Below are 22,314 nucleotides of genomic sequence, written 5' to 3' on the forward strand. Positions count from 1 at the left end.
AAACCTGGACAACGCTCAGCGGGAGGAAATCGTGGTGAACCTGCAGCAATCGCGTCCCGCAAGATGCGCGGCGTCGGCGAAACGCGAACACTGGCTCGCGCTTCGGGCCCCGCGGCTGGCGGCATCTGGCTGCAACCACGTTGGCTGAATACGGCCATAGGGCCGAAGTGTGGAGGAACGAAAATGGCAATGATGAATACAGCACCCAAGAGCCTCGAGAGCATCCTTGTCGAGGCCGGCAGCCCGGTGAATCTGCTGCGCGGCTCTAACTTGGGACCTTACCGCTTCCCGGTAATCCCGCCGGAGTTCACCAACTGGCGGGACGAGGTGCGGTCATGGAAGGACAGTTGCGCCCTGCTGGAACAATCCTACCATATGACGGAATTACACTTGCGCGGCTCGCAGGTGATCCCGTTCCTGTCCGGCGTGGCAGTGAACAAGCTCGACACCTTCCCTGTGATGCGCGCCAAGCAGCTCGTGCTGGCCGGGCATGACGGCTACTATCTCGCCGATGCCATTATCTTTCGGGAGGCCGAGGACTTCTTCCGCGTGGTCGGTGCGCCCTTCGCCAGCGACTGGCTGCTCTACAATGCCGAGCAGAGCAATCTGGACGTCGTTGCCAAGAAGGATGACAACTTCTCCATCCGCTCGGGCACGCGTGACGTGTTCCGCGTCCAGGTCCAGGGACCCAATGCACTGTCCCTGGTGCAGGACGTTTCCGGCGGAACGCTGCCCGAGATCAAGTTTTTCAACATCGGCGAGTTCAAGATCGCTGGCAAGACCGTGCGCGCTCTGCGTCACGGCATGGCCGGCGAACCTGGCTTCGAGATCTATGGCGCCTGGGACGACCAGCAGGCGGTGCGCGATGCGCTGGACAAGGCCGGAGAGAAATACGGCATGCGCAAGATCGGCGCCCTCGCCTATTCGACGACCGCGCAGGAGTCGGGCTGGGTGCCCATGTCGTTGCCGGCGATCTACCACGGCGAGGAGATGAAGCCCTACCGGGAGTGGCTGAACAATTACTTCCTCGAGACGATTGCATCGCTGGGCGGCAGCTTCGTGTCGGACGACATCACCGACTATTATGTCGACCCGATCGAGCTTGGCTACAAGGGCATCATCGACTTCAACCGGGACTTCATCGGCCGCGACGCGCTCGCGAAAAAGGCGGAGAACCAGCGGCGCACCAAGGTCACGCTGGAGTGGGACGACAAGGACACCGCCGCAGTGATGCAAGACTCGATCTTCCCTGGGGACGGTGCGCCGGCCAAATTCCTCAATATGCCGATGCCGATGTACGCCACCTTCCAGGTCGATGCGGTGATGAAGGACGGCAAGACCGTGGGCATCTCGACCTGGCCTTCCTACACGGCGAACGCCAACCACTTCATCTCGCTCGCCGTCGTCGACGTCGAACACGCGAAGCCCGGCACCGAGGTCACGCTGCTGTGGGGCGAGCCGGATTCGCGCCGCAATACGGTGGAGAAGCATGCCGTGCGGGAGATCAAGGCCAAGGTCGCGCCGGCGCCCTACTTCGAGAAGGTCATCAAGACCGGCAACCGGTGAGCCATCGGACCCGGAGCCGGCCGTGTCTACAACGACACGGCCGGACTCTGCTCTTCTTCCAAGAACCACAGCGCCCCTGCGGCTACGGCATGGCGACTACCGGCGGCGGGTACGGTTCCAGCCCCGCGCAGGCAGGCCGGAGGGCAGGATCCAGGTCACTGCAATGTATGTCATCCGGATGAAGAACTGTGCTTTCTTCGCGCGCCACGGTGTGCTGGAGGAGGAAAAGACGCTCGGCCAGCGCTTCTATATCGATGCCGAGCTGGAAGTGTCTCCCGACACCCCACTAGATACCGATTCGATCGAGGATACAGTGGATTACGGCGTTGCCTTCCTGGAGATCGAGAAGATCGTGACCGGTCGCAGGCGGTTCCTCGTCGAGGCACTGGCGCTCGATGTCGCGCAGGCGCTCTGCCGCCGCTTTGCGCAAATCAGGCGCGCCGAAATCCCCGTGCGCAAGCCAAACGCGCCTGTTCCCGGCGTCCTCGACCATGTCGAGGTGACGGTGGTGTGGCCACAGGCGACGAAAGCCGGATGACCCGCGCGGCGCTCGGTCTGGGCGGCAACATCGGCGATCCGCGCGCAGCGATGAGCGAGGCACTGATCGCGCTGGACAAAGGTCCGCGCATTGCCGTCGCTGCCGTCTCCTCGCTCTACCGCACGCCGCCCTGGGGCAGGACGAACCAGCCCGACTTTCTGAACGCCGTGGCTTTGGTCGATACCGATCTTGGAGCGCGCCAACTGCTCGACCTATGTCTCGATGCGGAAAGGGCGCTGAAACGCGTCCGAGGCGAGCGGTGGGGGCCGCGTACCATCGACGTGGACATACTGACCTTCGGCGACGAAACGATCGCAGAGGAGGGATTGCAGGTGCCTCACCCGCACATGCAGGGACGGGCTTTCGTGATGGTTCCTCTCGCCGAAATCGCGCCGGCGATGATCGTTCGCGGGCGACCCGCTGGCGAATGGGCCAACGCGCTCGATGGGTCAGCCGTCGATCGCCTGGAGGAGCCCGCCTGGTGGCAGGGCCGGCGCTGAGCCGCGCCGGATCGCTTCCTCACCTCGCGCAAGGCTGCGCAGTTCTCTCAGACCGCGTCCTGCAGATATCGTCCGTCGACGACGTCCAAGGCGTCGCCGCGTCTGGCTTCGTCGAGCAGCTTCGCCCGGATCATCAGATCGATCGTGGTGCGCAAAGCCGTGTCCGGCACAGCCAGATCTTCGGGCCACATGCCCATGCTCCGCATGTATGCGAGCCCGCGCCGCGCTAGCGATTGGCTGTCGGACGTTGTGATACGCTGGAAGATCGGCAGCGTGACGTGCTGGCTCTCCGGGTCGTTGGTCAACCGATGCGCCTCGATCAAGGCCTTGAGAAAGCGGGTCACGACATCGGGGTTGGCCTGCAGCCATGAGGCCTTGCCGATGATCGCGGTAAAGACGATCTCCGGAATGGCGTCGTTGACTTCACCGATCAACCGGAAGCCCTGGTCCTGAGCCAGGAAATTCCACGGTGCTGGCTGGGGGGCGCAGTCGATCTCGCCGGCCTGCAGCGCTTCCCAGCGCTTGGTGTGGATACCGGAAAGCACAAACTCATAGTCGCCGGGATAATGCAGTCCCTCGGCGGCCAACATGATCTGTGTGTAGATCGCTGTGCCCTCGGTCAGAGAGGAGGTGCCTATTTTCGTGCCCTTCAATTGGGCCAGGGAGTCGATGCCGGGCCGCGCCACCAACGACATTGGCAGTCGCAAGGCATTGGCCGCCACGATGCGCAGCTCACCACCATCGACGAAGTCTGCCACAGCACCTTCCGGCGGCGTGATCGCGAGGTCGGCTTCGCCCTCCAGCACGGCGATCGTCGCCTTGTCGACACTGCCCATTCGCTTGTACTCGATCGCGAGGCCGTGCCGTGCGAACAGGCCCTGTTCCTCCGCGACGAAGACAGGCAGCCAGTTGAACCCCTGCGCCCCGCCCGCGAGCCGAAGCCTCACCGGTGCCGAATTCCCGTCTGTTGTCATCATGGTCTCCTCCGATGGATCGTTCGGGCAGCGGCGGCGAAGTCGCCAGCAGCGGCAATCCTGCGTTCTTCATAGTATCTAGATACCCAGTCGTATGTCAACTGACCCAAGGCAAATCACAGGGCTGCGAACTCGGGTTAACGGCCTTTCAGGATTGCGGATTGGCTGATTCCATGGGCGCTTGATTGATTCGGAGCGCCTGTCATGACGATTGCTGCCCTTGAAGGGTTCGAGAAGCCGCGCCTGAAGGCGCTCCTGGATCATTTCTCGACCATTGAGGACCCGCGCGAGCCGTGGCGGGTCGCCCATCCTCTGCCGGAAGTGCTGTTTCTGGTGGTCTGCGGCACGATCTGCGACTGCGACGACTATGACGGCATCGCCGAATGGGGGAGGCGCATCTCGATTTCCTGCGCCGCTACCTGCCCTACCATCACGGCGTGCCGGGCGGGCGCTGGCTGACCATCCTGATGAACCGCATCAATCCGGCTCTGTTCTCGGCCGCCTTTACCGCCTGGGTGCGCGAGACCTGGCCGGACAAGCCCGACTTTGTCGCCATCGACGGCAAGACCTCGCGGCGCAGCCACGACAGGCGCGCCGACAAGGCCCCGCTGCATCTGGTCTCGGCCTTCGCCACCACGGCGCGTCTGGTGCTCGGCCAGGAAGCCGTCGCCGACAAGAGCAACGAGACCACCGCCATCCCTGTGCTTCTGGAGCGGTTGGGCAGGGATGACGGCCTCAAAGGCGCGCTCGTCTCGATCGACGCTATCGCCACCAATGCGACCATCGCAACCGCGATCCGTAGTGCCGGCGCCGATTACCTGCTCGCCGTCAAGGCCAACCAGCCCACCATCAGAAGCGAGATCGAAGCCTATTTCGCCGAGGCGCCCGCCGGTTGCCTCGACACCTGCCAAGACCTCGACAAGGCCCATGGCCGCATCGAACAGCGCACCGTCACCGTCAGCCGCGAAACCGATTGGCTGACCGGCACCCGCCGCTTCCCCGGCGAACTGCGCCTGCCCGCCGCCGCCACCATCGTCCGCGTCGCCGCCCACGCCGAACTCAAGGATCGATGCCGCATCGAAACCAGATACTACATCTCCTCGGCAACCCTCAGCGCAGAGCGAGCCGCGCACGCCGTGCGTAGCCATTGGGCGATCGAGAACTCACTCCATTGGACGCTCGACGTCACCTTCAAGGACGATCAATCCCGCCTCAGGAAAGGCCATGGCGCCAACAACATGGCCATCGTCCGGCATTTCGCCATCAATCTCGTCCGCGCCGTCGCCGACAAGAAATCCATCAAGCTCAGGCGAAAACGCGCAGGATGGGACACCAAATTTCTCGCAACCCTACTGGGCGTCCTCACCCGTTAACCTGGATTCGGAGCCCTGAGGCAAATCAGGGGGCAAATCTTCCTCCGGCAGCGCGAAATGGAACGCTGCCTGCCGCGATGCGGCGGCTTGGTGCGACGGATGGCGACCTGAGGTCGGGACTGGTGGCGGCGCGCTATTCAGCCGCCAGGATTCCCGATCGTCCCTTTGGCGCGCGCTCAACCGGCCGCTCGAAGAGGTGCGAGGCGTGCGCGATGACGTTCTCGGTCGTCTCGCGGATGTGGCGGTCGATCAAGTCCTGCGCGGTCTGGCTGTCACGCCCGATCACGGCATCCATGATCATCTTGTGCTCGACGTCCTTTGCCCGCCACTGAGGACGGAACTGCGAAGACATCCGCCGGTAGCGGTGGGCGCGCTCGAAGAGCTTCTGGCGGATTTCAAGAAGGTTCGGTGAGCCGCATGCCGCGACGAGAGAGAAATGGAACGTGCCATGGAGCTTCGCCCAGTCTTCCGAGAGGTAGTATGTCGAGCCGAGCCTGTTCTGCAGGCGGTCCATGCGGTGGAAGGTTGCGATGATCTCGGCCTCCCACTGATCATCGCCCCGCTCGATAGCCAGCCGGATGCATTCGCGCTCGATCAGCACGCGAACGTTGGTCAGGTCGTTGAGATCGAACAGCGAGACCGGGGCGACGACGAAGCCTCTCTGCCCTTCGGCAACGACCAGATTCTCCGCGACAAGTCGGGACAGCGCTTCGCGCAGGGTCGAGAAGCTGACTTCGTAGAGGTCCTTCAGAGTTTCGAAGCGCAGCTTCGCGCCTGGCTTCAGGTTGCAGCTGACGATATCGCTGCGCATCCGTGCAAGCACGTCCGCTGCCCGGGTTTCACCCGCCTGCTTGGCATCCATACGCGTGGCTCCGCTTCGACTCCGCGACACAAAGTGTATGGCGATTTTCGAAAATAATCAAACGGCGTACCGGGCCGCGCAGGATCGGACGTGCGGCAGCCGACAGGACAAGACACATCGCCTGCTTTCGCGGCTTCACGATGGGATTGCACGGGAGCGACCGGCCAGGCTTGGCATGCTGGCGTCGCGTAGCCCGCCATGGCCTTGGCTGCGACCTAGTGAGGCTGAGCCGCCCCCTTGCCGCCAAGATAGGCGCTGATCACATTGGGATCGCCAAGCAGGCGCTCCGCCGTGTCCTCGCCGATGATGCGGCCGGTCTCGATCAGATAGCCGCGATCGGCGGTCTTCAGGCTGAGCCGTGCGTTCTGCTCGACGAGCAGGATGCCGAAGCCTTCCGCCGCAATCAGTCTGAGCGACTTGAACAGTTCCTTCGACAGGAGCGGCGACAGGCCGAGCGACGGCTCGTCCAGCATCAGGATCTCCGGGCGCGACATCAGCGCGCGGCCGATGGCGACCATCTGCTGCTCGCCGCCGGACATCGTCTGCGCGAGTTGACCGCGACGCTCGGCCAGGCGCGGAAACAGGCCGTAGACGAAATCGAGCGTACGCGACGCTTCGGCCTTGGCACGACGGGCGTGACTGCCGAGCCGGAGGTTTTCGGCCACGGTCAGTTCGCCGAAGATCCCGCGGCCTTCCGGCACCAGTGCTATGCCCTCCTCGACCATCTGGTGAGCCTCTAGCCGGGTCACATCCTTGCCGTTGACCCGGATCGAGGTGCCCGGCTCCGTGGACACCAGGCCGGCAACGCCACACAGAAAGGAAGACTTGCCGGCTCCGTTGGCGCCGAGGATGACGCAAATCTCGCTTTTCGAGACCTTGGCCGAAACGCCTTCGAGGGCCAGGTGGCGCCCATAGCGAACGCCGAGATTGGAAACCTCAAGCATCGTCATCTCCGAGATAGGCGCGGACCACTTCGGGGTCGGCAAGCACTTCCGACGAATTGCCGTCGGCGATCTTGATTCCCGAACTCATGACCACGCAGCGATGACAGAGCGAACGGATGGCGTCCATCACGTGCTCGACCATGATGATGGTGCGCCCCTGTTCATTGAGCTGGCGGATGAGATCGATGCCTGTCTGGAGTTCGCTGGGATTGAGACCGGCGAGCCACTCATCGAGAAGCAGCAGATGCGGGTCCGAAGCGAGCGCGCGGGCAAGTTCGATGCGCTTCTGGTCGATGTAGGTCATTGCCGCGACCGGAACCGCTTCGCGACCCTTGAGGCCGACACGGGCCAGGAGATCGCGGGCGAGATCGACGGCTTCATCGCCCCAGACCCTGCGATGGCCGAACACGGCGCCGGCAACCACATTCTCGATGGCGTTCATCGACGGCAGCACGCGTACGAGCTGGAAGGTACGCGCAACACCGATCCGCGCGATCTTGTGTGCGGGCAACCCTCCGATCGGCTGTCCTGCGAGCATGATACGACCCGACGTGGGCGATAGCGCACCCGAGATCAGATTGAGCATCGTGGTCTTGCCCGAGCCGTTTGGCCCGATCAATCCGAGGAGTTCGCCCGCGCCGACGTCGAAGCTAACGTCGTTGACGGCAATCAGGCCGCCAAAAGCCTTGCGGGCCCGCTCGATGGTCAGAAGAGAAGCGCTCATTGGCTGTCCTCGACAGTCGCCGTGACAGGCAGCACGCCGTTGTCTTTCGGGCGGTCCCGGGGACGGAACAGGCTCTCCAGCCGGCCGGTGACGCCATCCGGCAGCAAGTAGACGATCGCCAGGAAAGTCATACCGACGATCAACGCAGTGTGATTTGGGAAGCGCCCGGAGATGAAGTCCATCACCAGGGTGAACGGCACGACGCCGACCAGGGGACCCCAAAAGCGGCGCGTGCCGCCGAGCAGGGCCATGATGACGACCAGGAAGGAGGTCATCGGGCTGAAGGCCGCCTGCGGCGTGATATAGGCATAGCGCGGAGCCATGATCGCCCCGGCGACGGCGATGAAGGCGCCCGAAACGGCGAAGAGGATGATCCGCGAGCGCGCGGTGTCGACACCGACATGCCGCGCCACGGTCTCGTCGTTGCCGATGATGCGCATGGCGAGGCCGAGACGGGACCGGTTGATCAGCCATCCCGTCACGAACACCACCATGGTAAGCATGAGCAGCATCCAGTAAAGATGCGATTCCGTGAAATCGGTGAATACATAGAGGCCGATGGCGCCGCCGAACTTGGTCTGCACCCAGGTAACGACCTGGCCGATCAACTCCGCCAGACCGAGTGTGAATATGACGAAATAGACGCCCGAAAGCCGCAGCGTCGCGAGACCGACCAGTACGGCCAGGAGCGCGCCCGCCCCGATCGCGATGAGGACCAGCGCCGGGAAAGGCAGCACGTCGATGAACACTGCGACTGAATAGGTTCCGACCCCGAAGAAAGCGGCGCTGGCGAGCGACACCAGATGGGTCGGGCCGGAAAAAAGCGTCCAGGCCGTGCACATCGCCGCGTAGAGCATGATGTTGACGCCAAGCGACAGCCAGAACCCTTCGGTGAAGAGAGGCAGCGTTGCGAGCGCGGCGGCCGCGGCAATTCCGATGCCCAGAAGTCCAAATTCGTTGCGCGGCACAGTCATCAAGCCGGCCTCCTTCCGAAGATGCCCTGCGGACGGAAGAGCAGAACGAGAATGAAGAGGGTGTAGTTGGCAGCCAGAGTGAGGCCGGGATCGATGAGGCTCGCCACGAGCGTCTCAGTCACCCCAAGTACGAGCGCAGCGATAACCGCGCCGCGCACGTCGCCTACGCCGCCCATGATGACGATGATCAGCGCCTTCATCGTGAAGAGGACGCCCATGGACGTGTTGAACGTATAGAAGGTCGACAGCAGCGTACCGGCACAGGCGGTGATCGCCCCGCCGAGAGCAAAGGCGAAGGCGGCGGTGCGGCGCACGTCGATCGCCACGAGCCGGGCCGAACGCGGGTCGACCGCCACGGCGCGCACCGCGGTGCCGCGATCCGTGTGGTAGAGAAAGACGTAGAGGGCGGAGGCGATCAAAGCGGCGGCCAGGAAGGCGACGATGCGGTTCAGGCCGAAGGAGCCGCCAAGAATGGTGAACGGGGTGGCGAGGAACTGATAGTTGAAGTAGGACCCGCCGAACGACAGCAGCATCAGCCCCTGGAATAGGAACAGCAGGCCGAACGTGGCGAGGATGGAATCGACCTCGAGCTGCCCTCGATGCTTGGCGCGGTTGACCAGCGGCTGCAAGAGCCACCAATAGACCAGCCAGTTGATGACGAATGCCGCCGGCCCGATGATCAGTAGCCCGAATAGCGGGTTTACCTGAAAGCCGGTATAGAGCCAGAAGGTGACGAAACAGGCTGCAACCAGCGTTTCGCCATTGGCAAGGTTCATGATGCGCGACACTCCGTACTGGAGTGTAAGGCCCAGGGCGATGAGCGCATACGTGCCCCCAAGGAGCACACCTGTGAGAATGATCTGCATGGCGCGACCGTGCTGAAGCATCGGACCCGGCGGCAGGCGCGCCGCCGCGTCCATGGCTTACCCAATCAATTGGCCGGCCACGCGGGCTTGACCACCGGTTCAACCGCCCCCTGAAGGGTGCCCGTGGCCCTGACGCCGTTCACCACGCCATTGTCCCACTGGCCCACCGTCCAGTTGTTGTGGTTGATGTTGTCCTCGAAGTGAATGTCTCCGAGAACGGTCTTGAACGTGCCGGTCTGGATTTCCTTGTTGATGACCTCCTTGTCGAGGCTTCCGACACGCTCTACCGCCTGCTGCAGGATCTCCAGGCTGGCATAGGCGACGGGGCTCGCCCACCAGTCGGCCTCCTGGCCGGTCGCGTCGAAGTGCTCCTTGCGGTAGGCCTGGAAGACGGGATCGGCGGCGTTGACGCCGCCCATGATCAGGATGCCATTGGCGGCCGGGCCGAAGCGTTTGCCAAAACCGTCGAGGTTGCCGCCTACGCTTACGTAGAAGGCGTTGACATCAAACTTCTGCAACTGCGCCTGCTCGGTCAGCGCGAAGCTGTCCGGCGGATAGGAATAGGCGACGAACGCGTCGGGATTGGCCGCCTTGGCACTGGCGATCACCGGTGCGAGGTCCTGATTGCCGAGCGGATAGGACGTCTCGTAGACGATCTCGAAGCCGGCCTCCTGCAGGGCCGGCTTGCCGGTCTTGATCATCTCGAGGCCGAAAGCGTCCGATACGTTGACCAAGGCGACCTTGTTGCCGATCTTGCCGGCGTCGCGCAGATCCTTGAGCGTGCCAACGATGCCATTGGCGAGCCCCTGCGCCTGGCCGAGCAGCCAGAACGTGTTCGGCCAGCGCTCGACGAACTGTTCGAGGTCGTTGGCGTTGCCGGTCGAGACAATCTGCGGATAACCGTATTTCGCGATCAGTGGCGCTGTCGCGAGGTTGAGACCGGTCGAATACGGCGGAATCAGCAGGTCGACCTTGTCTTCCGTCGCCAGGCGCTGGATGTTCTTGACCGCTTCCTCCGGCGACGACTTGTCGTCATACTCGACGATCTCGACCGGCCGCATCTCGTCCCCAACTTTCAGCCCACCGGCCTTGTTCACCTTCTCGGCCCACAGCTTGATGTTTGGCCAGAGCACGCCCGATGCTCCACCCGCGACCGGGCCGGTCTTGGCGGCGCTCACACCGATCCTGACCGCCTCTTGCCCGAAGCTCGCGCCGGCCGTGCCGACAGCCAGCGCGGCCGACAACATGAGTAGATTGAAACTGCGTCGCAACATCGAAATTCCTCCCAATTCTGGTTGCGATGGGAACTTCTCCTGCCCGCTCCTCCGCGGAACAGTCGTCCATCATTCCACTGCCACGTAGACTGCTTACGGCATTTTCCTCCAACAAGCTAGCAATTTTCGTAAACACTCGAATTTTCGTAATTTTGTCGAATGGCGATTTTCCTCGCAGGGTATTTCGCGACCTTCAACCCCCGGCCGCATGCCTCCGTTCGGCACGACCGGGCTGACAATCGCCGCTTCATTCACGTACCCGATAGTATACAGATACGATACGGTACGTCAATGAGTTCGGAATTCGAGCCTCGCCGCCGGTCTCTCTTCGCTCGCCCACGATCCACGTTCGTGGAGCCATCTCGAGGCATTCTTGATGCCGCCGAAGGGGAAGACGTGAAGCTGCTCGATTGCCGAGCCGGGATTCGCGCGAAAGTGTTCCTCCACCGGACTGACAAAGCTTTCGGGAGAATGGCTCGTTGCCAGCGCCGCCAGCGAAGCCGACCGCTTCTTGAAGAAAGTCAGCGAGTTGCCGACTCCGCACACCGCTGCGTATTTCAGCAGCGTAGTGATCTTGGCGGGTCCGGCGACGCCGAGATGCACCGGCAAGTCTATACCCAGCCCCGCCAGTCCGTCCGCCCATGCGATGAATTTCTCGGCGTCGAAGCCGAACTGGGTGACTATGCGCAGACGGGCGCCCGTGCGTTCGCCCCAGGCCTTTTTGATGAGCAAGGCTCCATTCGCCACCTCGTCGGAGAAGTCGCGACTACCCTCCGGATGGCCCGCTATGCCGATCTCGTTGATGCCGTACTTGTCGAGGAAGCCGGTCTCCAGCACGTCCATGGACGAGGAGAAGACGCCGGCCGGGGTCTTGACGTCGCCACCGATGATGAGCACGTCGCGGACGCCGGCTTCCTCCGCGAGCGCCCTCACCCGCTCTTCCAGGGCAATGCGTGTCGTCTGCCTCCGGCAGGCGATGTGGGAAACGGCCGTGTAGCCGAGATCGGTGACCCGCCGAGCTGCCCGGACGAGAGTGGGCGTGTCGTCGGTGCCGATGTCGGTGATATAGACGCGCACCCCCTGCGGAAACAGGCCAGGCAAATCCGGCGAGTCGATCGCCTGGCTGGGTGCCAACTCGGTCGAGGCGCCGATGAACTGCGGTCGGGCCTTGTGCAGGCGTGAAGTCGTGTCCATGCGCGTGCGCTCCTTTCAGGCGAAGACGACCGTCTTGCGTCGGTTGAGCAAGACGCGGTCCTGGAGATGGAAGGCGACCGCGCGCGCAAGCACGCGGCGTTCGATGTCGCGGCCCTTGCGGACCAGGTCTTCCGGACCGTCGGCATGGGTCACGTGCTCGACGTCCTGGGCGATGATCGGACCTTCATCCAGGTCCTCGGTGACGTAGTGCGCCGTCGCCCCGATCATCTTGACGCCGCGTTCATGCGCCTGGTGATAGGGTTTGGCGCCCTTGAAGCCCGGCAGAAAGGAATGGTGGATGTTGATGCAGCGACCGGAGAGCCAGGCGGAGAACTCGTTGGACAGGATCTGCATGTAGCGAGCGAGCACGACGAGTTCGGCGCCGGTCTCCTCGACCACCTGCCGTATGCGCGCCTCCTGTGTGGCCTTGGTGTCCTTCGTGATCGGGAAGTGATGGAAGGGAACGCCATCGTCGAGTGTCAGGGTCAGCGCCTCGCGCGGATGGTTCGAGACGACGCCGACCAGTTCCATCGGCAGTTCGCCGATGCGCTGTCGGTAGATCAGGTCGGCCAGGCAGTGATCGAACTTCGACACCAGGATCAGCACCTTGCGCGGCTGGTCCTCCGGCCGCAGCGTCCATTGCAAGCCGAAGCGCTTGACCTCTTCGGAGAAGCGGCCGGCGAAGTCCTCGATGCCGCTTTCCATCGTGAAGGCCACTCGCATGAAGAACTGGCCGGTCTCGGGGTCGTCGAACTGCTGGGCCGCGGTGATATTGCCGCCATGGGCCGCAATGCGCGTGGCCACACCGGCGACAATGCCGGGCCGGTTCGTGCATCGAAGCGTGAGCAGGTAGGTCTTCATCGCTGTATCGTCTCTTCGGAATTCGCGTGCGTCGTTTTCGATGCGCGGCGGCATCCAGGCCGCCGCGGCGATCCGCTGCATTCGGAGGAAGCAAGAAGGCGCTACTGGTGCGCCGCGACCCGGGGGCCGCGGCGGGATAGCCGCTCAGTCGTTCTTGCGGTAGGTGGTGCGGGCGTGCATGTCGATCGGCGTCGGGTAAACCGTGGCCCGGATCTTGAACTGCACGTGATCCTCGACCTGGATCTTGGACGAGGGCTTGGGCTCTCCCCAGACAAGCACCACTTCGGTGCCCGGCTCGGCCGCCGCCGCGTCAAGCACGGCAAGCGACAGCATCGAGCGGTAGTTGGAGGAGTAGCCAGTGTGCAACGAGCGGCCCAGCAGCGCGCCGTCCGCCGACTCCACCCGGTCGTAGTGGTAGGTGGCGTAGTGCGCGATCGGCAGGTTGAAGTACTTGGCCCCAGGGCCCGGCTGGAACATCGACGCCCAGCACTTCGCCGTGTCCTCGGCATCCCACTTGAGTGTGACCTTCTTGCGGACCTCCGTCTGACCCGCTGCAACCTGTGCTTCGAGCGCTTCGCGGCCTATGAAGTCGTGGTCGAACTTCACGATGCGGCCGTAGCCGACATCGTAGGGGCTGAAGTAGTAGTCCTCGATACTATCGGAGAAGAAGCTGCCGCCCAGTGACACCTTGGCGTCGATCTCGTCGGCGGCGAGCCATCTGCGAAAACCTTCGGTGCTCTTGCCTGAATAGAATGCCGGCAGCGGTCGCGGCAGCCAACCCGATTCCAAGGTGTTCGTGAGATAGGCGCGCCCGCCGACCTGGACCATACCGTGCTTCTTGCCGGCCTCGAGCAGCGCATTGTGCACCGCCTCGCGATCGGCCCATGGACCAACGAATTCGAAGCCCGGTTCGCCCGCCATGCCGTGACGAAGGGCGCGCACCATCTTGCCGGCGATCGTGAAACGCGCGCCGTGGAAGAACTTCACCGTCGGGGGCTCTTCGCCGAGCACCTCGCGGATGACGTTCATGGCGCCCGGGCCCTGCACTTCGTAACGGTAGACGACCGGATCGCCGCCGCCGACGCGGGCATAGGACGGATTATCGCGCCACAACTCGACGTCGTAGCCGCCGGTTTCGGCGTGGTATTGCAGCCAGTTGATCGAGGGTGGGACGCCGACGGCCTGGAATTCCTCCTCTTCGTTGCGGAACAGGATGTTGTCGCCGATGATCTGGCCTTCTCCGTTCACCGCGATGTACTGCTTGGCGGCGTTGACGGGAAAGTACTCAACGCTGTTGATCGCGGTGTCGCGGATAAGCTTAAGCGCGTCCTTGCCCCTGATGTTCAGGTCGGCCATGTGGTGCGACTGGTCGAACAGGACCGACGTGCGGCGCCAGGCCAATTGTTCGTCGCGCCAGTTTGTGAATTCCGGCGTCACGGGCGTAGCGACGATAGGAGGATCCTTCGACTCCCAAAGCATGGTCTGCGGGCTGCCAGCCTCCGCAATCTTTTCCTCAAGGTTCTTGGCCATTGAATTCCTCCTGCATAGGCGCTCTGCGCCGGACTTCCGTTTAGGACAGTTCGACGCTGTAGCGTGACCGCTCGGAACTCCTCGTGGTCCCGGCCCGTAAGGCGACGGCGTCGCCACGGACCTTCGGCGACCTGACGGCCCCCTGATGAGACATTCGGATGGTTCCTCGGGCGGCAGCCGTTCGCCTGAGCGACCGGCCTCGACCACAGCATCCTCCCTGTATCTGGGCAGCTTACAGCTTGGCGGACATTCAACAATGAGATAGGCTTGATACAGGTAATTGAAAATTTGCATTGATGAGGAAGCGATGTTGACGGATGACCTTGCCCGCGTCGACCTGAACGCCTTGCAGGCGCTGGTCATGGTTCAGGATTGCCAGTCCTTCTCGGAAGCTTCGCAACGCCTCGGAGTTAACCAGTCGACGATCAGCTACTCAGTCAGAGGATTGCGGAAAGCCTTCAACGATCCGATCTTCGTACGACAGGGCAACTCGATCGTCTCGACCGAGAAGGGACGGCAGCTCGTGCAGGAAGCGCGCGAGATTCTGGAGCGGATGCAGGCACTATCGTCGCTGCGAGCTTTCGACCCGCAGACCTCCACGGGCAGCCTGACGATCTCTTGCAATCATCACGAGAGGATGTTCCTCATTCCGGCCTTCGTGCACGAGGTGCATCGGCAGGCGCCCCAGGTCGCGGTCAACATTTTCGAATCGGCAGTGCACGGGAAGCAGCAGCTCAAGGAGAACATCTGCGATATCGTGTTGGGGCCCGTCGCGATCTTCGGCGACATCTACTATCGGCGAAAACTCTTCACCGACAGCTATGCCTGCATCATGGATCCAGCGCATCCGCTGGCGGATGGAGAACTGACGATGGAAGGCTACAGGCAGACACGCCACATCGCGGTTACCCACAACGGACAATGGGAGGCGCTTTACTTCGCCGCGCTGCGCGTCCTGGACATCACGATTACTCCGAGCGTGATCGTGCCCAGCCATGACAATCTCGAGCCACTGATCCGCGACACGGAGCTGGTTGCAACAATTCCCTACCGCCTGGCGCGACGCCTTTCCGACAGGTTGACGCTCAAGCGTTTCCCGCTCGAAGTTCTGCTTCAGATCGATATGTACTGGACGGAGCGCACGCACTATTCGGGGTTGCACGCCTGGGCGAGGCAGATTCTCGCCGAAGTCTCGGCCAAGATCTGAACGCAGAACCGGCGCTCCGCTGGGGAACGCCGGTCGGGAGGCGGCGGCGGGCGCAAACCTTCATTTCATTTAGCCGAGTCCGCGCTTACGCGAGCCCGAAGCGGCGAGGGTGCGGACGAACGTCTCAGGTCTTGGCACCGAGCAGCACCACCGAGATCGTCGCCGGTTCGCTGGCGGGATTGCGCCACGCATGCCGCGTGCCCTGCTGAACCACCGTATCACCGGGATGCAGCTCGACGGTTTTGCCGTCGTCCAGTTCCAGAACGACCGTGCCCCTGACCACGGTGACATAGTCGACCGTCGGGGTCTCGTGCATGCCCGGATTGTCCGGCTCCATCCTTTCAGCGATGCCAGGAGAGGCCTCTCCGAGTTCCGGGCCGGCGACGGCGGGGTTCCAGTCCGGCGACATCAGCACGCTGTCCGGCGGGAAGGTGATCACCCAGAAGGACGATCCGCCAGCCGGCAAGACCATCGTGCCGCCGGAGCTCATGAGATCGGCGCCGTCGCGCCTGGACAGATCGGGAGTTCCCTCGTGCTTCCATAGCGGCGACGAAACGAAACCCGGCGTGTGCTTCAGAACCATCTCGCGCGGCGAGGATCCGTCCGAGATGACGACTGACTTGCCTTCGGCATTCTTGCCGGTGACGACGCGGCGAACTTTCATATCGAGAACCTCCCTTTCTCAGATACTTTTTGGTATCAGCATGCTTCCACGTACGCAATCACGGATGGATCACGAAGTTCGAGAACCCGCCATGGCGCTGTGCAATGCCGGAGATGGCATCGTTCACCTTGGCGAGCGGCGTCACCTGCGTCTCGAGCATTTCGAAGCTGACCTTGCCGATGGCGATCAAATCGGCCATCTCCTGCCCTTCCGACGTCGTCAGCCAGGCTGACCCGACCAGCCGCTGGTTGCGGTCCATGAGCATGTGGACATCCACGGGAACTGCGCCCATCACCGCGCCGATGTCCACCGCTGTGCCGCCGCGACGTAGCGCCTTGAGACCGGCCAGGAATGGCTCCTGCGGGGTGCCGGGGCCGTTGCAGTCGATGAATGCATCGACGCCCTCGCCGCCGGTCATGGCGCGGGCCCATTCGTCGGGCATGCCGTCCTCGAGCGAATGGGTTTCGATGATGTCCGGCGCGAGCGCCTCGATCTCCTTGAGCATCTGGCGGTCTCGGCCCGTCCCGAGGATCTTCTTGACGCCGAAGGCGGGGCCGAACACGGCAATGGAGATGCCGAGCGTGCCTGAAATGCCGTTTACGAGTATCGTATCGCCTGGCCCGATATTGGCTTTCTTCAGCGCCGAGTAGCCAGTGCCCATGTAACCGAGGCGGGCGGCCTGATCGAAGCTGAGATTGTCGGGCAGCGACACGATCGCGGAGGCCGGAGCGGCCATGTATTCGGCGAGGCCGCCGACCGGGTAATCTTTGAAGGTCTGGACGGACTCGGGCGTAAAGCCGAAATAGCCCTGGAAGGCATAGTAGCGGCAGGAGATCGTGTCTCCACGCCGACAGTGACGACACGAGCCGCAGGAGCGTCCCGGATTGACATAGACGCGATCGCCTACCTTCAGGCTGTGGACCTGGCTGCCAACGGCTGCGATCTCGCCTGCCGGATCGAGGCCGAAAATCGCGGGAAGAGGCGGCTGCGGCATGTGCGGGAACCAGGTCGGCCACATGGCGAGGATGTTGGCGAGGTTTGGCACGATGCCGCAGGAACGGACGCGGACCAGAACGTCCATCGAACCAAGCTGAGGAACCGGCACCTCTTCGATCTTCAATTGGCCACCCACCTCATGCATGCGCGCGGCCGTCATGGTGTTCGGAATTGCATTCATGTCGAAACCTCCCTTTCAATCCGCCCAATGCCGGACCAATTCGTCGCGGATAGGCCTCCCACGGATGATTTCCGTAGGTCGCACAGTTTTTTCGAAATATCAAGCTTTTTTCGCAACTGAAGCAAGCGCGCCCCTCAAAGGCTGCGCCGTGCCCGCCCCCAGCCCGACAAAAAGATGGCCGGCATGCTCGATCACGTTCTCGGTCGTCTCGCGGATGTGACGGTCGATCAGAGCGACCGCGCGGGCTTCGTCGCGGACAAGTACGGGGTCCATGATCATCCTGTGCTGCACGTCCTTCTCCCGCCAACGTGTCCGAAACTGCGAGGACATTCGCCGGTAGCGATGAGCGCGCTCGAAGAGTTTCTCGCGGAACTTTAGCAGGTTGGGCGAATTGCAGGAGCGGACCAGCGAAAGGTGGAACGCGGCGTGAACGGCCGACCATACCTGTTCGAAATAGTACTGGCTGCCGAGCCTTTGCTGCATCCGCTCCATGCGGTGGAAGGTGCCAATGATGCTCGCCTCCCAAGAGTCGTCGCCCTTCAGCATGGAAAGGCGCAATGCCTCGCGTTCGACGAGCACGCGCACATTGGTGAGGTCGTTCAGATCATCGATGGAGATGGGCGCGACGAGGAAGCCGCGCTGACCTTCGGCGAGCACGAGATCCTCCGCCGCCAGGCGCGAGAGCGCCTCCCGCAGCGTGGAAAAACTGACCGCATAGCGGTCCCGCAGCGCCTCGAAACGCAATCGCTCGCCGGGCTTGAGCACACACGCGACAATATCGGATCGCATCCTTTGGAGGACATCGGCGGCACGCGTCTCGCCTTTCTGTCTGGTTGTGGCCGCCACGATGCTTCCTCCGCTGCGTTCCCGCCATGCGTCAATTTGCGACGCCGCAGTCGCCTCGATATCGCCTTCAACCGCAAACCTATCTGCCTTTTCGAAATATTCAATTCTTTCGAATTTGTCTCGAGCCACCATTCAGAGCCGCAGCGCAGATACAACTCAAGCTCGCAGGGAAGCGGCACCGCTTGACGAAAAATAGCCTCTTCCGGACCCGGTCGGGCTCCTCGATGCGGCTCGGCAGCCGCGAGGTCTTCTCGTCGTCCAACAGCTCATCGATTTTTTCGAAATTTTTGTTTACTAGCGGGTGGAGATGCCTATCCTCCGGTGCCGTGTCCCCAGGAGGAGAAGTCTTGAGGTTTGCTTCATTCACACATGGATCCGTCCCCGGCTATGGCCTTGTCGAGGGCGACACGATACTGCGTCTGGACGCGATGCCTGGCGCGCCAGTCGACCTCAAATCCTATCTCGCAGACCGGTTTCCGGGATTGACGCCCTGCAAGCGCAACCTTCCCGTGCTACCCCTTGCCGACGTTGAATTGCTGCCGCCCATTCCGAATCCGGGCAAGATCTTCTGCGTCGCCACGAACTTTCACGAGGCAGGCAAGGAGGCGCCGACCTTCCCGCTGCTTTTTACGCGGCACGCGGAGGCGCAGGTCGGGCATGGTCAGGAGATTTTGAAGCCTGCCGCATCTGACAGGCTGGACTTCGAGGGCGAGTTGGCTGTCGTCATCGGAAGGCGCGCGCATCGCGTGGCCGCGGCGGACGCGATGCGGCATGTGGCCGGCTATGCCTGTTTCAACGAAGGCAGCGTTCGCGACTGGCAGAAGCACTCGACGCAGTTCACCCCGGGCAAGAACTTCTATCGAAGCGGCGGCTTCGGTCCCTGGATGGTCTGCACGCAAGAGATTCCTGACCCGACTGTGCTGGCACTGGAAACCAGGGTCAACGGAGTGACGAAGCAGGCAATCTCGATGGGCAGGATGATCTTCGATATTCCCTGGCTGATTTCCTACATCACCACTTTCGCTCCGCTCGACCCGGGCGATGTGATCGTCGCAGGCACGCCCTCGGGCTTCGGATCGACCCGCAATCCTCCGGAATTTCTGTTTCCGGGCGACGAAGTCGAAGTCGAGATCCCCGGTATCGGCACGCTGCGAAACCGGGTGGCCGCACCGGGCGATGCGCGCCTCTAAATTTCGTAACAGACATATTTTTTCGAAAATTCTTGTCCATCCTCGCGGTTTGCGCTATGAGGCTGGCAAAGCCATTCCCGCATACGGTGGAGGACAGTGATGACGCATCTGGTCTTTGGGATCGGCCACATAAAGCTGAACGTTCGCGACGTGGCCGCGATGATTCACGATTCGACGGAGATACTCGGGCTGCGCGTCACCAGGCAGGACGGCGGCGAGGCGTGGCTGAGCTCCAACGGCCGCAAGGCCGAACTCGTGCTGCTCGAATCGGACGAGAACTCCTGTCACACGATCGGTCTCGAGGCCTTGACCGCCCAGGACGTCGTGGAAGCAGCCTCGCGCGTCGCGGCAGCGGGCTGTCGCGTGCTATCCACCGAACCCAGCATGGATTGCTGCGATGCCGGCGTGACCTTCGCGACGCCCGAGGGGCTGCGCTTCGAGGTCCACACCCCGACGCGCGACGCGATGTACAATCCGCGCTATCCCACCCACGGCATCAAACCGAGGCGCATCGACCACATCAACATCATAACGCCGGACCCGGAGGCCACCCGGCGGCAGCTCAGCGCCATCTGTGGCATGCGGCTTACCGAGCGCCTGGTCAACGACGCCCTGAGCTGGATGTACGGCGGCAACCGCCAGCACCATATCCTCGGCCTCGTCAAGGGAGCCGTCGGGCTCCACCACTATTCCTTCGAGTTCAACCATTTCAGTGACTACTGCCGCCTCGGCGACATTCTCGACGGATTCGATCGTCAGGTGCTCTGGGGTCCAGGTCGCCACCGTCCCGGCGACAACACCTACGCCTACTATCTCGATTCCTCCGGCACGATGGTCGAGTGCTCGGGAGCGATGCACACCGTTGCCGACGAGGCGCATTTCGAACCCAATGTCATCACCAACCTCGAGCGGCCAGGCAACGTGCGGCAGATGAATGTCTGGGGCTCCCCCGCACCGCTGGAATGGCGGGAGCATCGCTCCCCGTTCGCCAAGATCGACTGACTCTGGAGCGGGCCGACGCACCGTCCCAACCGAGGATGGGCAGGCGTTCGGTCCGCGTCCCTGGCATAGCAGAGGAAACCCGCGATGCAGGAAAAACTCACCTTCGAATCGGACGGGCTGAAGCTCTCGGCGGTCCTGCATATTCCCGACGGCTACGAGCCCGGCCAGAAGCTTCCGGCCTTCATCGTCTGCCACGGCTTTGTCGGCTCCAAGGATGAGAGCCACGCACAGATCCAGGCCGAAATGATGGAGTCCTTTGGCTACGCTGCGCTGCGCTTCGACTTCCGGTGCTGCGGCGAAAGCGAAGGCGAGCGGGCGCAGGTGCGATGCTTCGACCAGGTTGTCGACGCCAAGAATGCGCTGACCTTTCTGGCCAGGCGGCCCGAGATCGACCCAAAGCGCATCGGTATCACCGGCCACAGCTTCGGCGCCGCGGTTTCGGTCTATGCCGCCGGGGTCGACGACCGGATAGCTTGCTGCCTGTCCTCCTGCGGCTGGGGCGACGGCGAGCGCAAGTTCCGTGGACAGCACCCTACGGAAGAATCGTGGAACAAGTTCATCGGCATTCTTGAGAATGGCCGCAAGCACAAGCAGGAAACCGGCGAAAGCCTCTGGATGTCCCGCTTTGATGCCGTGCCGATTCCCGAACACCTGCGAAGGAACCTTTCGCCGAAGGCGATCATGGAAATTCCCGTCGAGACCGCGTGGTCGATGTACAACTTCCGCGCAGACGACGTGGTCGCCAACATCGCGCCGAGGCCGCTGCTCCTGTTCCACACGGCCAACGACATCATCACGCCGACCATCGAATCGATCCGCATGTTCGAAAGGGCCGGCCAGCCGACCGAACTCATGCTCATCGACACCACCGCGCATTTCCCGCTGGCGCCCAACGACGCGCCGCGGACCAGGATGCTGATGAAGGGCTGGCTCGACAAGTTCTTTCCTGCCACGCCTTCCGCCTGACAGGCGCCTGGCCGAGACCGGAGATCCATAGCATGCCAGTGGTTCAAGCATCCGAATTGACCGACTTCGCGGCGCAGCTCCTGCATGCTGGCGGTTTCACGCCCCGGGAGGCGAGCCAGACCGCCGAACTGCTGGTCTGGGCCAATTTGCGCGGTGCGGATTCGCACGGGGTGCTGCGCATCCCGCGCTATGTCGAGATGGTCGAGTCCGGAGTGATCCGGGCAGGCCAGGAGCCGCGACTCGTCCGCGAGTTCGGCGCGACCTGCGTCTACGATTACGGCAAGGCGCCGGGCGCCGTCGCCATGGGGCATGCCAGCGCGAAGGCTGGCGGGCTGGCGAGGGCCTTCGGCATCGGCTGGTGCGGAGCGCGAGCAATCTCCCATGCCGGTGCCATCGGCTTTTTCACCAGCCAGCTTGCCGAGCGCGGGCTGGTCGGCATAGCCATGGCGGCTTCCAGGCCGCTGATGAGCTATCACGGCGCAAGAGGCGAGGCACTGTCGACCAATCCGCTTTCCATCGCGGTGCCACGGCCGGGCGGGGCAGCGCCGATGGTGTTGGACATGTCCACTGCGGCCGTCGCGCTCGGCAAGATCATGGCGGCGAAGGATACCGGCAAGCCCATCCCGAAGGGCTGGGCGGTGGATGCCAACGGCGTCGAAACCGAGGATCCGAATGCCGTCGCCGCAATCCTCCCGATGGCGGGACCCAAGGGGTCGGGCCTCTCGCTTATGATCGAGATACTGTCCAGCGTCCTAGTGGGCAACGCAGTGATCGGACCGGTGTTGCGCGGAGAGAAGAAGGGCGGCTTCAACGGCCTTGCCATGGCGCTCGATCCCGCAGCGTTCGGCGATGCTTCCGTCTTCACCTCTTCGGCGGAAGAACTGGCCGATGCCATTCATGCGCTCGAGCCTGCGGCCGGCGTTGACGCTGTCATGCTGCCGGGAGAACGCGGAAACCAGACCGCACGGGAGCGCGATGCCGCCGGTATTCCGCTGCCTTCGGGCACTGCCAAGAACCTCATCGAGACCGCACAGAAGCTGGGGGTCGGCCTCCCAGCGTTCCTCCGCTAGCGACGCCGCCGG

The 22,314-nt window shown here is 63.0% G+C and carries 21 protein-coding genes and 1 pseudogene; 9 read left to right on the forward strand and 13 right to left on the reverse strand.

The features are described from left to right. Positions 1–183 precede the first annotated feature (183 nt). From JN280_RS37905 to folK, 3 genes are all read left to right on the forward strand, one after another. Complete coding sequence (locus JN280_RS37905; protein ID WP_202309296.1) at positions 184–1,566, forward strand: aminomethyltransferase family protein; 1,383 nt, start codon at positions 184–186, stop codon at positions 1,564–1,566. Positions 1,567–1,729: 163 nt separating this feature from the next. Continuing rightward, on the forward strand, positions 1,730–2,104 hold the full coding sequence (gene folB / locus JN280_RS37910; protein WP_202309297.1) for a dihydroneopterin aldolase: 375 nt from the start codon (positions 1,730–1,732) through the stop codon (positions 2,102–2,104). Continuing rightward, the gene (folK, locus tag JN280_RS37915; protein ID WP_202309298.1) at positions 2,101–2,604 is read left to right on the forward strand and encodes a 2-amino-4-hydroxy-6-hydroxymethyldihydropteridine diphosphokinase; all 504 of its coding nucleotides are present in this window, start codon (positions 2,101–2,103) and stop codon (positions 2,602–2,604) included. Before folB ends, folK begins: the two co-directional genes overlap by 4 nt. A 47-nt stretch (positions 2,605–2,651) precedes the next feature. Here the strand turns inward: folK and JN280_RS37920 are convergent, their stop codons facing one another. Then, positions 2,652–3,551 carry an ABC transporter substrate-binding protein gene (locus JN280_RS37920; protein ID WP_244742702.1) on the reverse strand — a complete coding sequence of 300 codons (900 nt, stop codon included), beginning with the start codon at positions 3,549–3,551 and terminating at the stop codon, positions 2,652–2,654. Between the two features lie 231 nt (positions 3,552–3,782). On the opposite strand from JN280_RS37920, the pseudogene JN280_RS37925 reads away from it, so the two are divergent. Further along, positions 3,783–4,951, forward strand: a pseudogene (locus tag JN280_RS37925) (ISAs1 family transposase). 133 nt (positions 4,952–5,084) lie between these two features. On the opposite strand, the gene JN280_RS37930 reads toward JN280_RS37925, so the two are convergent. From JN280_RS37930 to JN280_RS37970, 9 genes are all read right to left on the reverse strand, one after another. Next, positions 5,085–5,813, reverse strand: a complete 729-nt coding sequence (locus JN280_RS37930; protein ID WP_202309299.1) for an FCD domain-containing protein — start codon at positions 5,811–5,813, stop codon at positions 5,085–5,087. A gap of 215 nt (positions 5,814–6,028) precedes the next feature. Then, entirely contained in the window at positions 6,029–6,757 is a 729-nt protein-coding gene (locus tag JN280_RS37935) for an ABC transporter ATP-binding protein (RefSeq protein ID WP_202309300.1), read from the reverse strand. Then, complete coding sequence (locus JN280_RS37940) at positions 6,750–7,481, reverse strand: ABC transporter ATP-binding protein (protein WP_202309301.1); 732 nt, start codon at positions 7,479–7,481, stop codon at positions 6,750–6,752. The genes JN280_RS37935 and JN280_RS37940 overlap by 8 nt, the downstream gene beginning before the upstream one ends. Beyond that, positions 7,478–8,455: a branched-chain amino acid ABC transporter permease gene (locus tag JN280_RS37945; RefSeq protein ID WP_202309302.1), complete on the reverse strand. Its 978-nt coding sequence runs from the start codon at positions 8,453–8,455 to the stop codon at positions 7,478–7,480. The genes JN280_RS37940 and JN280_RS37945 overlap by 4 nt, the downstream gene beginning before the upstream one ends. Continuing rightward, positions 8,455–9,321, reverse strand: a complete 867-nt coding sequence (locus JN280_RS37950) for a branched-chain amino acid ABC transporter permease (protein WP_202315308.1) — start codon at positions 9,319–9,321, stop codon at positions 8,455–8,457. Before JN280_RS37950 ends, JN280_RS37945 begins: the two co-directional genes overlap by 1 nt. 65 nt (positions 9,322–9,386) lie before the next feature. Next, complete coding sequence (locus JN280_RS37955; protein WP_202309303.1) at positions 9,387–10,595, reverse strand: amino acid ABC transporter substrate-binding protein; 1,209 nt, start codon at positions 10,593–10,595, stop codon at positions 9,387–9,389. 288 nt (positions 10,596–10,883) lie between these two features. After that, positions 10,884–11,789: a methylenetetrahydrofolate reductase gene (locus tag JN280_RS37960; protein WP_202309304.1), complete on the reverse strand. Its 906-nt coding sequence runs from the start codon at positions 11,787–11,789 to the stop codon at positions 10,884–10,886. Positions 11,790–11,804: 15 nt separating this feature from the next. Continuing rightward, positions 11,805–12,650: a formyltetrahydrofolate deformylase gene (purU, locus tag JN280_RS37965; RefSeq protein ID WP_202309305.1), complete on the reverse strand. Its 846-nt coding sequence runs from the start codon at positions 12,648–12,650 to the stop codon at positions 11,805–11,807. A gap of 144 nt (positions 12,651–12,794) precedes the next feature. Then, positions 12,795–14,180 carry an aminomethyl transferase family protein gene (locus JN280_RS37970; RefSeq protein WP_202309306.1) on the reverse strand — a complete coding sequence of 462 codons (1,386 nt, stop codon included), beginning with the start codon at positions 14,178–14,180 and terminating at the stop codon, positions 12,795–12,797. A gap of 307 nt (positions 14,181–14,487) precedes the next feature. On the opposite strand from JN280_RS37970, the gene JN280_RS37975 reads away from it, so the two are divergent. Next, entirely contained in the window at positions 14,488–15,387 is a 900-nt protein-coding gene (locus JN280_RS37975) for a LysR family transcriptional regulator (RefSeq protein WP_244742705.1), read from the forward strand. A 124-nt stretch (positions 15,388–15,511) separates the two neighbouring features. On the opposite strand, the gene JN280_RS37980 is transcribed toward JN280_RS37975, so the two are convergent. The 3 genes from JN280_RS37980 to JN280_RS37990 form a co-directional block, all read right to left on the reverse strand. Further along, the gene (locus JN280_RS37980) at positions 15,512–16,051 is read right to left on the reverse strand and encodes a cupin domain-containing protein (protein WP_202309307.1); all 540 of its coding nucleotides are present in this window, start codon (positions 16,049–16,051) and stop codon (positions 15,512–15,514) included. Positions 16,052–16,109: 58 nt separating this feature from the next. Further along, positions 16,110–17,228 carry an alcohol dehydrogenase catalytic domain-containing protein gene (locus JN280_RS37985; protein ID WP_202309308.1) on the reverse strand — a complete coding sequence of 373 codons (1,119 nt, stop codon included), beginning with the start codon at positions 17,226–17,228 and terminating at the stop codon, positions 16,110–16,112. A gap of 99 nt (positions 17,229–17,327) precedes the next feature. Then, positions 17,328–18,074, reverse strand: coding sequence for an FCD domain-containing protein (locus tag JN280_RS37990; RefSeq protein WP_244742708.1), 747 nt, complete (start codon positions 18,072–18,074; stop codon positions 17,328–17,330). Positions 18,075–18,298: 224 nt separating this feature from the next. Between JN280_RS37990 and JN280_RS37995 the strand changes: the two genes are divergently transcribed. From JN280_RS37995 to JN280_RS38010, 4 genes are all read left to right on the forward strand, one after another. Beyond that, complete coding sequence (locus JN280_RS37995) at positions 18,299–19,264, forward strand: fumarylacetoacetate hydrolase family protein (protein WP_202309310.1); 966 nt, start codon at positions 18,299–18,301, stop codon at positions 19,262–19,264. 99 nt (positions 19,265–19,363) lie between these two features. After that, positions 19,364–20,266: a VOC family protein gene (locus JN280_RS38000; RefSeq protein WP_202309311.1), complete on the forward strand. Its 903-nt coding sequence runs from the start codon at positions 19,364–19,366 to the stop codon at positions 20,264–20,266. A gap of 84 nt (positions 20,267–20,350) precedes the next feature. Next, positions 20,351–21,232, forward strand: a complete 882-nt coding sequence (locus JN280_RS38005; RefSeq protein ID WP_202309312.1) for an alpha/beta hydrolase — start codon at positions 20,351–20,353, stop codon at positions 21,230–21,232. Between the two features lie 32 nt (positions 21,233–21,264). Then, the gene (locus JN280_RS38010) at positions 21,265–22,302 is read left to right on the forward strand and encodes an Ldh family oxidoreductase (protein ID WP_202309313.1); all 1,038 of its coding nucleotides are present in this window, start codon (positions 21,265–21,267) and stop codon (positions 22,300–22,302) included. Positions 22,303–22,314: the final 12 nt, after the last annotated feature.

The organism is Mesorhizobium sp. L-8-10 (assembly GCF_016756635.1).
In the GTDB taxonomy this organism is placed as follows: Bacteria; Pseudomonadota; Alphaproteobacteria; order Rhizobiales; family Rhizobiaceae.